The sequence below is a fragment of the Clostridioides sp. GD02367 genome, assembly GCF_045900275.1.
Classification (GTDB): Bacteria; Bacillota; Clostridia; order Peptostreptococcales; family Peptostreptococcaceae; genus Clostridioides; species Clostridioides difficile_A.
In genome coordinates this window covers 105,537-120,991 of sequence record NZ_JBJODK010000005.1, presented here as the reverse complement: position 1 = coordinate 120,991, position 15,455 = coordinate 105,537, and the positions used below count along the sequence as shown (strand labels likewise).

General features: G+C 27.6%; 18 protein-coding genes. 6 read left to right on the top strand and 12 right to left on the bottom strand.

What is annotated here, in order from left to right:
• Nucleotides 1–169 precede the first annotated feature (169 nt).
• The 4 genes from Q3223_RS08705 to Q3223_RS08690 all read right to left on the bottom strand — a co-directional run bounded on the left by Q3223_RS08705 (nucleotide 170) and on the right by Q3223_RS08690 (nucleotide 1,696).
• The gene (locus Q3223_RS08705) at nucleotides 170–388 is read right to left on the bottom strand and encodes a helix-turn-helix transcriptional regulator (RefSeq protein ID WP_074179116.1); all 219 of its coding nucleotides are present in this window, start codon (nucleotides 386–388) and stop codon (nucleotides 170–172) included.
• Nucleotides 389–796 carry a hypothetical protein gene (locus Q3223_RS08700; RefSeq protein WP_223152707.1) on the bottom strand — a complete coding sequence of 136 codons (408 nt, stop codon included), beginning with the start codon at nucleotides 794–796 and terminating at the stop codon, nucleotides 389–391.
• 100 nt (nucleotides 797–896) lie between these two features.
• Nucleotides 897–1,385, bottom strand: a complete 489-nt coding sequence (locus Q3223_RS08695; protein ID WP_407811857.1) for a DUF3841 domain-containing protein — start codon at nucleotides 1,383–1,385, stop codon at nucleotides 897–899.
• Between the two features lie 128 nt (nucleotides 1,386–1,513).
• Nucleotides 1,514–1,696 carry a hypothetical protein gene (locus Q3223_RS08690; protein ID WP_167641063.1) on the bottom strand — a complete coding sequence of 61 codons (183 nt, stop codon included), beginning with the start codon at nucleotides 1,694–1,696 and terminating at the stop codon, nucleotides 1,514–1,516.
• Between the two features lie 635 nt (nucleotides 1,697–2,331).
• On the opposite strand from Q3223_RS08690, the gene Q3223_RS08685 reads away from it, so the two are divergent.
• Nucleotides 2,332–3,027, top strand: a complete 696-nt coding sequence (locus tag Q3223_RS08685; RefSeq protein WP_074179113.1) for a Crp/Fnr family transcriptional regulator — start codon at nucleotides 2,332–2,334, stop codon at nucleotides 3,025–3,027.
• 152 nt (nucleotides 3,028–3,179) lie between these two features.
• On the opposite strand, the gene Q3223_RS08680 is transcribed toward Q3223_RS08685, so the two are convergent.
• Genes Q3223_RS08680 through Q3223_RS08670 form a run of 3 tightly spaced genes read right to left on the bottom strand, consistent with a single transcriptional unit; the run spans nucleotide 3,180 to nucleotide 4,570 of the window.
• Nucleotides 3,180–3,734 (bottom strand): hemerythrin domain-containing protein, encoded by a 555-nt coding sequence (locus Q3223_RS08680; protein WP_223152709.1) that lies wholly within the window; start codon nucleotides 3,732–3,734, stop codon nucleotides 3,180–3,182.
• Between the two features lie 5 nt (nucleotides 3,735–3,739).
• Nucleotides 3,740–4,363, bottom strand: coding sequence for a hypothetical protein (locus Q3223_RS08675; protein ID WP_074179111.1), 624 nt, complete (start codon nucleotides 4,361–4,363; stop codon nucleotides 3,740–3,742).
• Nucleotides 4,364–4,375: 12 nt separating this feature from the next.
• Complete coding sequence (locus Q3223_RS08670) at nucleotides 4,376–4,570, bottom strand: DUF1858 domain-containing protein (RefSeq protein WP_054269160.1); 195 nt, start codon at nucleotides 4,568–4,570, stop codon at nucleotides 4,376–4,378.
• Nucleotides 4,571–4,828: 258 nt separating this feature from the next.
• On the opposite strand from Q3223_RS08670, the gene ric reads away from it, so the two are divergent.
• From ric to hcp, 3 genes are all read left to right on the top strand, one after another.
• Entirely contained in the window at nucleotides 4,829–5,524 is a 696-nt protein-coding gene (gene ric / locus Q3223_RS08665; RefSeq protein WP_407811856.1) for an iron-sulfur cluster repair di-iron protein, read from the top strand.
• Nucleotides 5,525–5,892: 368 nt separating this feature from the next.
• Nucleotides 5,893–6,204, top strand: a complete 312-nt coding sequence (locus Q3223_RS08660) for a cupin domain-containing protein (protein WP_407811854.1) — start codon at nucleotides 5,893–5,895, stop codon at nucleotides 6,202–6,204.
• 63 nt (nucleotides 6,205–6,267) lie between these two features.
• Entirely contained in the window at nucleotides 6,268–7,899 is a 1,632-nt protein-coding gene (gene hcp / locus Q3223_RS08655; RefSeq protein ID WP_407811853.1) for a hydroxylamine reductase, read from the top strand.
• Nucleotides 7,900–8,280: 381 nt separating this feature from the next.
• On the opposite strand, the gene Q3223_RS08650 is transcribed toward hcp, so the two are convergent.
• The 5 genes from Q3223_RS08650 to Q3223_RS08630 all read right to left on the bottom strand — a co-directional run bounded on the left by Q3223_RS08650 (nucleotide 8,281) and on the right by Q3223_RS08630 (nucleotide 12,778).
• Nucleotides 8,281–8,898 (bottom strand): class I SAM-dependent methyltransferase, encoded by a 618-nt coding sequence (locus Q3223_RS08650; protein WP_407811852.1) that lies wholly within the window; start codon nucleotides 8,896–8,898, stop codon nucleotides 8,281–8,283.
• 431 nt (nucleotides 8,899–9,329) lie between these two features.
• Nucleotides 9,330–9,773, bottom strand: a complete 444-nt coding sequence (locus Q3223_RS08645) for a GNAT family N-acetyltransferase (protein WP_054275881.1) — start codon at nucleotides 9,771–9,773, stop codon at nucleotides 9,330–9,332.
• Between the two features lie 70 nt (nucleotides 9,774–9,843).
• Nucleotides 9,844–10,734 carry a radical SAM protein gene (locus Q3223_RS08640; protein ID WP_054269154.1) on the bottom strand — a complete coding sequence of 297 codons (891 nt, stop codon included), beginning with the start codon at nucleotides 10,732–10,734 and terminating at the stop codon, nucleotides 9,844–9,846.
• Between the two features lie 144 nt (nucleotides 10,735–10,878).
• A complete protein-coding gene (locus Q3223_RS08635) occupies nucleotides 10,879–11,958 on the bottom strand; it encodes a DNA alkylation repair protein (protein ID WP_407811851.1) in 1,080 nt (359 codons plus the stop codon).
• A gap of 295 nt (nucleotides 11,959–12,253) precedes the next feature.
• Nucleotides 12,254–12,778 carry a PadR family transcriptional regulator gene (locus tag Q3223_RS08630; RefSeq protein ID WP_074179107.1) on the bottom strand — a complete coding sequence of 175 codons (525 nt, stop codon included), beginning with the start codon at nucleotides 12,776–12,778 and terminating at the stop codon, nucleotides 12,254–12,256.
• 125 nt (nucleotides 12,779–12,903) lie between these two features.
• Here Q3223_RS08630 and Q3223_RS08625 point away from each other — a divergent pair, with 125 nt between their 5' ends.
• Both Q3223_RS08625 and Q3223_RS08620 read left to right on the top strand, forming a co-directional pair.
• Complete coding sequence (locus tag Q3223_RS08625; protein ID WP_223152713.1) at nucleotides 12,904–14,268, top strand: MATE family efflux transporter; 1,365 nt, start codon at nucleotides 12,904–12,906, stop codon at nucleotides 14,266–14,268.
• A 430-nt stretch (nucleotides 14,269–14,698) separates the two neighbouring features.
• The gene (locus tag Q3223_RS08620) at nucleotides 14,699–15,376 is read left to right on the top strand and encodes a Crp/Fnr family transcriptional regulator (protein WP_054269150.1); all 678 of its coding nucleotides are present in this window, start codon (nucleotides 14,699–14,701) and stop codon (nucleotides 15,374–15,376) included.
• Nucleotides 15,377–15,455: the final 79 nt, after the last annotated feature.

Genomic DNA, 15,455 nt, shown 5'->3' with positions numbered 1-15,455 from the left:
CATTATATCTACGATTAGATAATTTTGGAAGTATATCTGATATTAATTTTATATTTATTTAACTTAATTTTTTTATGATAAAAATGCACTTATTTTTATGCGAATCTTAATACATATTTTCAACTTTATAAAACCGTTCATCTTCTAATATATAAGTACACTCTGAAATTTAAATGCTATCTTCTTCAACAAATTCAAATAAATCTTCTACAGTTGTATTAAATATCTTAGCAATATCCATCGCTAATTTTAAAGAAGGATTATATCGACCATTTTCTAAATGTACGATAGTCTCACGTCTTACCCCTACTGACTTTGCAAGTTCTCCTTGTGTCATAAGGTGCTTTTCTCTATAGTATTTAATTTTTGTCTTTAGTGATACTGACACCTAATTGTATATCCCCCTTCTATCAAAATATATAAATAAAAATAACTTCAACAAAGATTGAATAAACAAAATGACTAATAAAAACATCCCTAAATTTAAATTCGATACATTTATATCTAGTGTTGCAAGGGATACAGAGATTATAACCAGAGAATAAAACAATACTTTTATCGCAATCCCATTAACTCTTGATAGTATGTATTTAGATGCTTCATCGACCAAATCATCATTCTTTTGGTCATAAATCCATTGACATACTACAGCTACTACCAAAAAAATTATAGGAATATACTCAATATTACTTCCTTTAAAAAAATACTTGTTTACCAACGTTGCTCCAAGACAATAGGCAACTGCTAGTGTTTCTGAAATAAGTGTTGATTTAATACCAATTTGTCGTTTAGACATATAAAATCACCCCTTAAAAAAAGTTATGTATTTATAACACCTCTTGTTATAAATATATAACTTTATGGAATAAATTTCAATGGAAATATCAATATAAATATCATTTTGCAACAAATTCTTTTATTAATTTGACTTTGGATAGAGAAACTTTGGATGTTACTCCTTGAAGAGTCAAGTCTTCTATATTCACTTCATTGAATTTTGAACATAATTCCAAGTCAAATATTCTTTGCCAACTTATCTCTTTTTCAATCTGTTCATCTTCATAAATCTCTACAGCAATATCCATCAAAGGTAAATGCCATAGGTCAAAATCCGATAACAGTACATTATCTCTGCTTATTTCTATTTCAAGTAAGACACCTTTTGTACCTTTTTCTAAGTATCCACTACATCTTAAATCAGGTCTATTCAACCAAACCCATATCATACTATCATCAAATTTAGGTATTCTATTTATCATTTGAGCATACATCCATTTATATGGAATATCAAAACCTTCTACTATAAGAGAATAATTATTTAATAGATATTTATTATTCTTATTATTATTCCAAAATTTTAAAGTCTGTATAGTATAAAACTTCATATATAATACAACTCCTTTTCAATATATTTATACTATTTGATTATACATATTTTTAAAAAATATAAATATATCTAAATATTGATTAATAGGTATATTATAAAAAAGTCTACAAAATATACATAACTTGTTTAATTTAAATTAAGTTTACATAGCAAAATCATTATATTATGCATACAAGACTCAACAACATCCTCTCCATACTTTGTAATAAAATCCTCAACTTGAGTTTCTATAAATAAATCATATTCTTCCAAACTAAAAATATAGGCTGTCATTGTATGAACACATTCGTCCATCATGTCTTTAAACATAATTTAGCCCCCCATAAATAAAAAATATTAAGTAGATATAAAATATCTAATATACAATTAACTAACAACTTTAGGTATTTAACATTCATTAAAAGTCAATTACATTAATAAATATAAAAAAGTTTAATTATTATTGTAAATAGTTATGTATATTATGTGTTAATTATTAATCTTTTTATAAAATTGTTTAATGCTCTTTTAACCAGTTTTTTTGTTTCTGACAATTGTTAGTTCCTGTGACACCTCTATTTGCCACAATAAATTAAACATTATCATTTTTCTGTTAATTCAAGTGTTTTTAAATAATCTTTTCATCTTTTAACTTTATCTTCAACTTAATTTTTATAATTACTTATAATACAAATATATGTATCATATAAAATCTCTCTCTATTGATTAATTTAAAATTTATTGTTAAATACAAAATAATCAATATAATTATACTTAATATTTATTAAATTACATTATTAAATAAATATTTACTTTATTTTACATTTTAAAGTATTGTATATTTATTTAAAATATATTATTTCTACAAAAAATAATTTTTATAAACTACTTGTTATTCTTTATCAATTATACTATATTTATTATAGCGATTGCGTAACCACAGATACAAAGGAGAAAATAACAATATGATTAACTTGTATATTGATTTAATTAAAAAAGCGGAATTATTTAAAGATATGAATGAAGTTGATATTGTGAATGTTTTAAAATGTTTAAATCCAAGTATTCATAAATACAAAAAAGATGAACATATTATAAATCTTGGAGATAAAATTAGTAAAATTGGCTTGGTTGTAGAAGGTGAAGTAATTGTTCTAAAGGAAAGTATTGAGGGAAACAGTGCAATCATATCTATAATCAAATCGGGTGACATATTTGGAGGAACATTTATATTTTCTGCTCTTGATTTATGGCCTGTCACTGTCAAATCACAAAAAAATTGTACAATTTTATTTTTTGAAGGTTTTAATGTAATACCTAGATGTACAAAATCATGTTCTTGTCACACAAAAATGTTAGAAAATTTTATAAAAATACTATCAAACAAGACACTTGTACTGAATAAAAGAATTGAATATTTGTCAATAAAGAGTGTGCGTAGTAAAATTGCAACATACATACTAGAGCAATATAGTTACAAAAAAAACAATAACATAGACTTAGCATTAAATCGTAACGAACTTGCTGATTTTTTAAATATATCTAGACCTTCTCTATCAAGAGAAATATGCCGAATGAGAGATGAAGGAACAATTGATTTCCATCTATCAACGTTTAAAATAAAAAATATGGAAGCTTTAAAAAAAGATATCCTTTTCTAATAAATATAAAATCATTTAATTGGATAATATTGCAAATATACAAGTCTTATTAATTGGATAATTTTAATTATATTTGATAATAAACTTGTTTTAGTTTTGTTCAATGAAAAAGAGGCTTATCTCTATTTTGAGATAGCCTCTTTCTTGTAAGTTTACATATATTTATGTTCAAGTAATTCTAACATCTGAATATATTTATTTTGAAGTCCAACATTTTCCATATCCTTTTCAAAAATTTCACATTCAGAGTTGATTTTGCATAAAGTTTCTTCACAAAGTTCCCTTCTTGCAAATGAATATGCAACATTATTTTCTCTATCTATGTGTCTTGATAATAAATTTGCATATGACATAGAATTGGCTAATATATCGAGCCTTGCATCCTTATTTCCATCTAAAAATTTTTTAAGTGATTCATCAAGTTCTTTTATATATAATCTTCCAAGGTCATGTTCAACAAGCATACCAAATTTAACTAGTTTTTCAGCTGGACCACCAATTTCATCAACCATTCTTGTAAACAAAAATTTTTCTTCCTTTTCATGATGGTGTTTATCTGCATAATGTTTTACAAAATCAATAATTTTGTAGAAATCATTGTAATCAACACTGTTTCCATCTAAAATATTTAAACATATGCGTCTTATAACTTTTAACATTCTTTCTATGTTTTTATGTTCTTCAATCATTAATGTGATTGCATCCAATGTATTTACACCCTCTTTATTATACTTAGATTTTTATTTCTAACATAAACATAATTTACATCTTTTTTACTTAACAACCCATTAATCCATGCATCTCTAAGAAGGTGGAAGTTGTCTATATCACCATCTACAGCCTTCCAATATTCTTCATGAATGTCAATCGAACTTCTCCATTTGACTAAATTATCATCACTTTCAATCACTTCATTTATTCTATCACATGGCATACCTTCAAGCATGTAGTCAAATATCAATTTGAAAATTTCTTGTGGTGAATATCCTTCTATATCAACATCTTCAGCTAAAGTTACTGCATTTTTATAGAATATTTCTGATATCTCATCCATGTTAATAACATTTTGATGTAATAATTTAGTAATAATATATGCCAAACGTTTTTCAACACTTATTATCCTTTCTTGAAGCCATCCATGAATATTTGAATTATCTATTTCATTTTCTAGAGAACCCACTATAGGATGTCCAAATTTCAAGTAAGACTCTTCTACAAGTAAATTACAATCAAACCCCTTTTTTTCTGCTAGACTTAGAATTTCTTTTAAGAGTTTTTCATGCAATTGAATTTTATTGTATAACCAAAAATGAATTTTTCCTAAAAAAGCACTCATATTTATAACTCCTTAAATAAGATTTTCATTTAATGATTTAATAACTTTATCTACATCTATATCATGTACTTTACAAGCCTCTTCTATTGTTTCTGCTTGTGCAGAAGGGCATCCTACACACCCAAATCCGAAACCTGCTAGAATATCTATGCTATTAGGATATTCTCTAATTAATTCTCCTATAACCATTTGTTTTGAAATTTTCATTTTTATTTACCTCCAAACATAATTTGTATTTTCTAAATTTATTATATTATTATCTTTTTTTACATTCGGTATCCAAAGTTACAAATTTAAATTATTATGAAAAGCATTATATTAGTTATTTGTATCTAAAACTTCAATTTGTAATTCAGGTTACATAATATTTACAGTATCTATGATAGATTATAACAATAAACACTTTATATCCACTAAAAAATAATGCACAAAGTTTCCTATAAATAAAAAGGAGGTAAGACTTACATGAAGATTTTAACTAAAGAACAAAGAATAGGTGACATAGTAACACAATATCCAGAATCTGCAAGGATATTCAACAATCTAAAAATAGATTATTGTTGCCATGGTGACCAATATCTTGAAAAAGTATTGAAAGAAAAAGGAATTAATGTTTTTGAGTTTCTAGAAAATTTGAATAATAAATACAAAGAATTTTTAAATTCAAAAGAGACATACATAGATTGGAAAAATGAAAATCCATTAAAATTAATTGACAATATAATCAAACAACATCACCATTTTACCTTTAAAGAACTTGATGAAATTGACCAATTGTTGCTTAAAGTTTTTAGTGTACATTATCAACACAGTAGTGCAGAATTAAAATCTGTCTATAAATTATTTTGTAACCTTAAAGCTGAATTAGAAGGACATTTAATAAAAGAAGAAGAAGAGTTATTTCCCATGATTAAAGAATATTTAGAAGAACCTTCAGTGTACTTAAGGGATGAAATAATGAAAATGATAGGTGTAATCGAATATGAACACACAGTAGCAGGCGAAATATTACAGTCTCTATATAGGGAAACCAATGGATATAATATCCCTGATTGGGGATGCACTACTTACAAATTAGTATATGACAAATTGGATAATTTAGAAAAAGATTTATTCATCCATATTCATAAAGAGAATAGTATATTATTTAAATTAATATAGACATAAATTAAAAAACATAACTTATTATACTAAATTATTGTCAGGTAATATGAATCAAATAGATAGTAATATAGCTTTTTAGTATAAACAATATACATAAAAAATTTAACTATATACTTAAATACACCATTAGAATAAACCCATAAATGATTTTATATAAAAATAGTGTGATAAAATAAATAATTCATCATTGTCATACAAAATCTAAAAAGATATTTTTAAGAAAATTTTCCTATTGTTGCAATTGCAACATACTAAATATAGTTATCCATATTATAATAACACTATAGTTACAACTTCAAATTTAATAAGATATTTTTAACTTATTTTAGCAAGATATTATGAACTTATTTTAGGAGGTACTCATTATGGTTGAACAAATATTTAAGTTATCTGTTCCTAACAATGAAAGAATTGTAAAAAAGGTTATTTCTCATGAAGATTTTAGTTACCTTCAAATAGTTCTTAATAAAGGTGATAAGTTGGCAAAATATCTATCTAATGCAAATACTTATATTACAGTTGTAAGAGGAACACTTTCTATAGGTTTAGGAAAACAAGAGATTCATCAATATAATGCTGGTATTCTTTTAAAAATTCCAATTAATACAAAAATAGATGTGAAAAATTTACACGATGATGTATTAGAATTAATTGTTATAAAAGTTCCAGTATCGTAGTAATGATAGTGCATTATTTTTTAAAAATTTAAAACAATTATAAAATAATTAGGAGGAAAATATATGAGTATGTTTTGTTATCAATGTCAAGAAACAGCTAAAGGTACAGGTTGTGAAATAAGAGGTGTATGTGGTAAAAGTGAGGAAGTTGCAAAATTGCAAGATTTACTCGTTTATGTTACAAAAAACATCTCTGAAATAGTAGTTAAAGGAAAAATAGACGTAAACTCTATAAATGAAATAAACCACCAAGTAATAAAAAGTCTTTTTATTACTATCACAAATGCTAATTTTGATGATAATGCAATTGAAAAACAGATTTACAAAATGATTGATTTAAGAACTGAATTAAATAAACAAGTATCTGATATTATATTAGATACTAAAATAAACTTTGAAATAAATGATAGGGTTTCAATGTTAGAACAGGCATCAAAAGTGGGTATTCTTTCAACTGAAAATGAAGATATTCGTTCTCTTAGAGAGCTGATAACTTATGGAATTAAGGGAATGGCTGCATATGCTCATCATGCTCTAAATATTGGTAGAGAAGATTTTAGTATATATGAATTTATATATGAAGCTCTTGCTGGCACTATTGATGATTCCTTAACAGCAGATGCTCTTGTTGCATTAACACTTAAGACAGGTGAATTTGGGGTAAAAGCGATGGCTCTTTTAGACGAAGCTAATACTTCAAGATATGGAAATCCAGAGATAACAACTGTTGATATTGGAGTAAGAAACAATCCTGCAATATTAATATCAGGACATGACCTTACAGACCTAGAACAATTATTAGAGCAAACAAAAGGCACAGGTGTTGATGTATATACTCATAGTGAAATGTTACCAGCTCATTATTATCCTAAATTTAAGAAATATGATAATTTTGTAGGAAATTATGGTGGAGCTTGGTGGAAACAAGTTACAGAATTTGAAACATTCAATGGTCCAATATTATTCACTACAAATTGTATTGTACCACCAAGAAGTGAAGAAGTAAAAGAAAGAATATTTACATCAGGCGCAACAGGATATCCTGGTTGTACACATATTAAAGCTGATAAAAATGGTAAAAAAGATTTTTCATCAATAATTGAGATGGCAAAAAAATGCAAACCACCAGTAGAAATTGAAACTGGTAATATTATTGGTGGATTCGCACATAATCAAGTATTTGAATTGGCAGATAAAGTTGTTGATGCAGTAAAATCAGGTGCAATAAAAAAATTCTTTGTTATGGCTGGATGCGATGGTAGAATGAAGTCTCGTGAATATTATACTGAATTTGCTGAAAAACTTCCAAAAGATACAGTTATTCTTACTGCAGGTTGTGCAAAATATCGTTACAATAAACTTAATCTTGGAGATATTGGTGGTATACCAAGAGTACTTGATGCAGGTCAATGTAATGACTCATATTCTCTTGTTGTAATAGCTTTAAAACTTAAAGAAATATTTGGACTTGAAGATGTTAATGAACTTCCAATTGCATTTAATATTGCTTGGTATGAACAAAAAGCAGTAATTGTATTGCTTGCACTACTTTACTTAGGAGTTAAAAACATCCATCTTGGACCAACATTACCAGGATTTTTATCACCTAATGTTGCAAATATTTTAGTTGATAATTTTGGTATATCAGGTATTGGTCAAGTTGATGATGACATCAAATTATTTATGGAAAGATAAATTATATTAATCATATATAAGAGCGAAGTTTCTATTCAATTTTAATTGAGATACTTCGCTCATTTTATAAACAATTATAATCTACTATTTGTAAATTATTTAAATTAATTATGTTCCTTATGAATTTTATTAAATTAATCTATATATAAGTTAATTAGCAGAATATATATTTTAATAAAGAGATATGTATAGTTTCTTTTTATGAATGAATATCATTCATTTACTATTTAAAAAAATATTACTCATTTAATTTATTATACCTCTAATATCTCCCACTTCTCTACACCTATCTATATATATTTCTCTACTATTTACCTCATCCCTATTTCTATTTCTCTGATATGTATACTCATCTATATATCCCTCTCTATATTAATTACATTAATGCTTTTTATTTTTAGCTGTTACAATATATGAAGTATTATTTACATTCTTCCACACAATGTCATTAAAATCTACAGATAACAATCCACAGATTTCTTTCTCTGAGTACATTTTTACATCTCCATTTTTACTGTATTTCATAAAGACATTCATTATATCTCTAAACAAAAATGGTTGCCAACAATCACAAATTATTAAATTCCCTTTTGGTTTCAGTACTCTACTTAGTTCTGATAATACTCTATCTGGTCTAGGATAATGATGAAAAGAATCATTACAGTACACAACATCAAAAAAATCATTTTCAAAAGGAAGGTACTCAGAATCTCCTAAAACTAAAGTAGCACTTTCCTTTAACTTACCTCTTGCCACTTTCAACATGTTTTCAGAAATATCAATTCCATATGCCTTCTTTTTACAGTCCTCATTTAAAATAGCTTGTAATATGGCTCCTGTTCCACACCCTAAATCTAAAATAGTGTCATATGAAATTTTTGAAAGTTCTTCAATTAATACTGGATAGAGATTTCTAGCATGTTGTCCTTTTATATCTTGGTCATAAGTATTTGCTTGATTATTAAATGCCTGTTTTGATTTTGATTTTATATCTTTCATATTCAATCCCCCTTCTTCTTGCCCATAGTATAGCACAAGGTATTTTGCATGTCAATGAATGATATTCATTCATATTTTAATTCCAATATGTTTTAATGCTAGTTTTATTCTAGCTTTATTTTAACTTTGTTTTAGTTTTATATTAAAATGACATATTTATATTTTTAATGTCAATTTGACCTTTTTTGAAAATTTATTTACCTTATCTACAACTTTAAATCTTCACTCTACAACTTTAAATCTCCACAAAAAAAGAAAGTATCATGATAAATACTCACATCTATCACAATGCCTTCTTTTACTATCTAATCAAGACTAATATACAAATCTACAAAATAGCCTCTAACCTTCTACATACTTAAATTAAACTAAATTAAAACCAATACACTTACATCATAAAACCATTATAACTATCTAAAAATACTGTTTATCTAAAAGCTATATGATAAATACAACATATCAACACACTGTAATTCCCCTTCAAAGATTGGCTCTGGATAATTATCTACAAAAAAGTTTTTGATTTTATGTGAATAAACAAAGCCAAATCTCTCATAAAATGGTATCCCACTTTCAGCTGTACCAACGATTATTGATGAATATTTTTTACTATACACATCTAAAATATGATTTATCATCTTTGATGCATAGCCCTTATTCTGAAAACACTCATATGTGGCAATATTTTTTAGCTCACAGATTTCTTTAGAAACCTCATTTACAACTGCTATACAAGTAATCTCTTCATTATCATACAAAGCATACATAGTACCTTTTTCAAGATATTTATCAATCATTTCCTCATATGGGTCAGCTAACATCAAAAGGTCAATTTGACTTTTTTTGTTTTCTTTTATAGTTTTTATTTCTATCATAAGTTCTTCACCTCGTTTTATGTAGATTTTATTTTAATATGCTTCTATAATATCATATCTAGAACTCATCTTAGAAAAATTTCATTTGAGTATATGATTCTGACCTCTTGTAAGCTTTTACAATATCTTTCATATCTGTCAAAATACCATAACGTCTACATTCTTCTTTGAATAACGTCTCACAATAATCTTTATTAGGAATACTACATAAATAGTTTAAACCATATAACCTTTGATATTTAAGCACTAGTTCTGGAGATATATTTTTTAAATGCTTATAAAAAAACTCTCTCTGACCACTACGCATTGTCACTCCATACATACAATAAATAAATTTTGCATTAGCCTTATGTGCTTTTTCTACAATTGCTCGTATTTCATCTTTATTATCAGTCAAAAATGGTAACATAGGAGTCAATAATATACCACAGAAAATTCCAGCATCATTAAGTTCTTTTACTGCTTCAAATCGCTCAGAACTTGGGTTTACATTGGGTTCTATTTTCTTTGATAATTCATCATTTGCAGTGGTTATAGTTAGCTTTACAATAGCAGAGTTATTTGTTTTGATTTTTTGTAAAATCGGTATATCTCTAACTACCAAACTACTTTTGGTATCAATAGACACTCCAAAGTGATTTTCTGCAAGTAAATTCAATGCTTGCTTAGTAATACAAAGCTCCTTTTCAAAAGGATTATATGTATCAGACATGGCACCAATACCTACCACCCCTTTTTTTCTTTTTGAACGCAATTCCTTACTTAAAATTTCTATCACATTTTCCTTATATCTAACTTGGTCAAAGTTTTCTATGTTGTATATTGTGCTACGGCTATCACAGTATATACAACCATGAGGACAACCACGATAGAGATTCATATTATAATCTATTCCAAACCATCTTGTATTTTCAAACTTAACTTTCTGTAAAATTTGTTTTGCTGGTATACTCTCAATCATTCTCTTATACCTGATTCCTTTATATAATTTTTTAATATAAAAACCATAGTAGTTTTCAGATTATCTTTTTATAAGTTATTAAACACACACTTATAATTTCCCGCTAATTTTTTGCAATGACTGCTATGTCTTACTAAAATAAAATTATACACCTAGGTCAAAATCCAGTTTACCTTGTTCGACACCATTAACAATAAGTGTAATCGAATGTACCCCTGGGTAATGTTTCCTTACACTTACATCTGCAAATGAATGCTTTTTCTTGTACAACTTCTTCTCATTTTCTTTTAATGAAACTTCTGATATTTTAAATATCTTCCTGTTCCTCTTTCCATTGGATTTCACATAATCAATCCCATATTCAAGTCTTGTTTTCGTAGCTTTTTTCGCTAAAATAGTAAATGAAAAAATTAAATTTTCTCCAATAGAAATAGATGTTGTGTCTAATGCAAAGTCCTGAACATCTATTGAAGTGGTATCATCGTACCCAAAAAGGGCTAATACATCACGATTCCCCTTTTTTAGTAGAGTTCTGCAACCATGTTTTAAAATCCAGTTAGTGTGTTCATTTTTTCCATACCAATCCTGTGCGAGATTGATAACTAAATCTGGATGTGTTTTGGATATATCGTTTAGATTATTAGCCACACTCTTTCGTACATATAGTGATGTATCAGTCTTGAGCTGTTCCAAGATAGGTAGAATAGGTGTAGGGTCTTTTTTAAAGCTCGTTATTGCTTGTGCCCAAGGCAATTGAGGACGACAACCCTCACTTGCGAGTCTTCTAATATGTTCATTTTCATGTTTAGACCATTTATACATCTGTTCCATCATACGCTTTTCATCCTTGATGATAAATACCCTTACAGCAAACTCCGAAGACCAGTACTCAGTATTTCGTTCTAACACACTTATAGATAAATCCCAATCTGCATCATTCTGTCCATAAACCTCAACAAAATCTGGAAGGAAAAATGCAAAAGGAAATCTTCTGACAGATTGTTCAAGAATGGAAATAGCATCCTTGTAGTTTGATGGTAAATACTTTCCTAAATTCATACTTATTTTTCTACATCTAGATTTTAACTCTAAATTATCCCACGTCTCATCTATTGTCGATTTTATAAACTCATCCACTTGAAATGGGTTATAGACTGATTGGATAGCCAATGCAACCTCATAAAGTGACTTGTGATTAAACTTATTTTTTAGTAAGTCTGGCATATAACTATTCCTCCTTCTATGTTTGATTTATTAATCATATACCACAGAACAAGACACCAGTGTGTCATATTACTAAATCTTCATCATAAAATATAAATAATCCTCACTCTTTTTATATAAATAATATTTCATTATCTTTTATGCTAATTTTTATTCAATAAATTAAGCCCAATTTTCTAATTATTATCCATATTTCTTTGGAATAGCTTTTGTCCTATGATTAAACCAGTTTTTCTAATTAGTTTACATACTTTCTTTTATGCTAGCTTTTATTCAATAAATTAAATCCAACTCTCTAATTATTGTCCATACTCTCTTTTAAAGAATTTATCCACGTTTCTAGTGACTGAGCTAGTACTAACTGTTGGTCCAACACTGCTTTTGCTATATCAGGGACATCCGTCTTTATACTTATGTTTTCTTCAATAGTTTTCTTTAGCTCTTGTATATTTTCTTCAATGTTTTTAAGGCATAGTTTCTGTTTTTCTGGTGTAAGGCTATTTAAATTTACTATGACAGCATTAAAATCTAAAAATATGTTTATTGGCTTAGAAGCCGTATCAAACATTAAATCTAAAAAATGTTCTTCTCCCAATTTAGTTAATGAATAAACTGATTTCTCTGCCATTTTCCCCTTCTTCACAGATGTACTTTCAATATATCCCTTTTCTTCTAATTGAATTACTTTTTTATAAATTGATGGTGTACTTATTTTAACCCAACGTGATATTTTTCTATATTCTACTGCTTTTTGAATATCATAAGCACTCTGAGGCTCTTGCTTTACTATACCTAATACAATTAAATCTATTGTAGCCATAAAAATTCTCCTCTCATTTTCTTTCTATTGACAAATACTATAAATTATAGTACTATTTTCCATACTTGCTATAATTTATAGTATTATAATTTAGAGTTAATGTCAATAGAAAAGGGGTGTTTAACATGAAAGAAAGTAACAAGAAAATTGAATTATTGGGGTCTGCTCCAATACCAAAAGCATTATTAGCTATGGGGTTACCTACTATGATAGGTATGATGATAACTGCATTGTACAATCTGGTAGATGGGTACTTTGTAGGTGGACTTGGAACCAGTCAGATGGGTGCTATATCTGTTGCATTTCCATTAGGTCAGCTTGTGGTTGGATTAGGTCTATTGTTTGGAAATGGAGCTGCTTCATACATTGCAAGACTTTTAGGTCATGGTGATAATGAAAAGGCAGGTAAAGTAGCTAGTACATCTATTTACAGTAGCATTATAGTAGGTGCATTAGTCATTATTGTTATTATAATTTTTCTAAATCCTGTTTTAAAATTATTAGGAGCTACAAAAAGTATCATGCCTTATGCAGTATCTTATGCAAGTATTTATATAGTATCCTCTATTTTCAATGTATTCAATGTCACTATGACTAATATTGTCACAAGTGAAGGAGCTGCTAAAACAAGTATGTGTGCAATGTTATCAGGTGCATTGCTTAATATGATTTTAGACCCTATATTCATTTATAATTTTGGTATGGGGGTAAGGGGTGCCGCTATTGCAACAGCTATCTCTCAGATAGTTTCAACACTTGTTTATATACGATATATTTTCAGCAAGAAAAGTATGTTTAGTTTTAGAATTAATGAATGTTGTTTTTCAAAAGATGTCATGTCAGAAATTTTAAAGATTGGTATCCCTACCTTGATATTTCAATTATTAACTAGTCTTGCTATCACATTAACTAATATGGAGGCCGCAAAATATGGTGATTTTGCTATAGCTGGTATGGGTGCAGTGACACGAATAATGTCTTTAGGTAGTCTTATAGTATTTGGCTTTATAAAAGGATTTCAACCAATTGCTGGCTATAATTTTGGTTCAAAGAACTACGATAGATTGCATAGTGCAATAAAAACATCCATACTATGGACTACAGTATTTTGTGTAGTGCTTGGTCTTGTAATGATAATCTTCCCAAAGGTTATAATCTCACAATTTACAAGTGGTGATATGCTATTGATTGAATGTGGAAGTAAGTCACTTAGAGCAAATGGACTTTCATTTATGTTATTTGGTTTTTATACAGTGTATTCTACATTATTCCTTGCACTAGGAAAAGCAAAGGAAGGTGGATTTTTAGGTATGTGTAGACAGGGTGTGTGTTTTATTCCTATAATTTTGATTCTTCCTGTATTTTATGGATTAAATGGTATTTTATATGCACAGCCAATAGCTGATTTGGTGGCTACAATAATTGCAGGTTTCATGGCAATCAAGCTACATAAAGAGCTTAAATTTTTAAAAACAAACTCTATCTTTTAAAATATATATAAATTTTAAATCTATTTTTAATATCTATTGTGTAGATTCTTCATATATGTCCTTTTATCAAATAGTTATCGTGTAGATTCTTCATATATATTTTTATTCAATAAATAAAACTATTGTATATCTTTCGTAAGCTCAAAGAATTATACAGTAAGTACACTATCAAATAGTTCTTTCTGCTTACTAGATATACCTAAATTCATGTATTTATCACTTCATATAATAACTGCAATCTATAAATATATTAATACTCTCCTTTATATAATTTACTCATTAATAGGCAAGAATATAGGTATTATCATATTTTTTCTACACAAATCATACTATTAATATCCACTTAAACAATCCTACTAATAAACTACTTGTTATTTTATTAATTCACTTGTATCATGGGATTATAAGATTTTAAGAAAGGAGCGCTTACATGATTTCACAAAATGATATTGATATACTTACACACAGTTTGCCTTTTTGGGATAAACTCACTGACCCACAAAAAGAGCTACTAATTACCTCAGCAGATATCTCCCATTATAAAAAAGGAAATCCCATACACTGTGGCGATAGTGACTGTATTGGTGTTTTAATCATAAAAACTGGAACAATACGTACTTACATACTTTCAGATGAAGGTCGTGAGGTTACACTCTTCCGCCTTGATAATGGTGATGTATGTATCTTATCAGCTTCATGTATTCTGAAAACAATAACTTTTGATGTATATGTAAATGCTGAAACAGATTGTGATATTATACAAATTAGTTCCTCTGTTTTTTCAAAGTTGTCTACTGAAAATATCCATGTAGAATTATTTTCATATAAATTAGCTACTGAACGTTTTTCTGATGTTATGTGGGCAATGCAACAAATTCTTTTTATGAGTTTTGATAAGCGTTTGGCATCTTTTTTAATTGATGAAATAGCTAAGGATAACAGTACTACTATAAAGATGACTCATGAGCAAATTGCTAAGTATATGGGTAGTGCCAGAGAAGTTGTGTCTAGAATGTTAAAATATTTTGCTAGGGAAGGTATTGTGTCTTTATCTCGTGGTGGGATAAAAGTATTGGATAAGGATAAGCTTCGTTCTTTGACATTATAAGTACAAGAGATTCTTTTTTAGAATGTCATAAAGAATTAATAATTGATTTTAAAATACTTTCAATATAAAAAGTATTTCT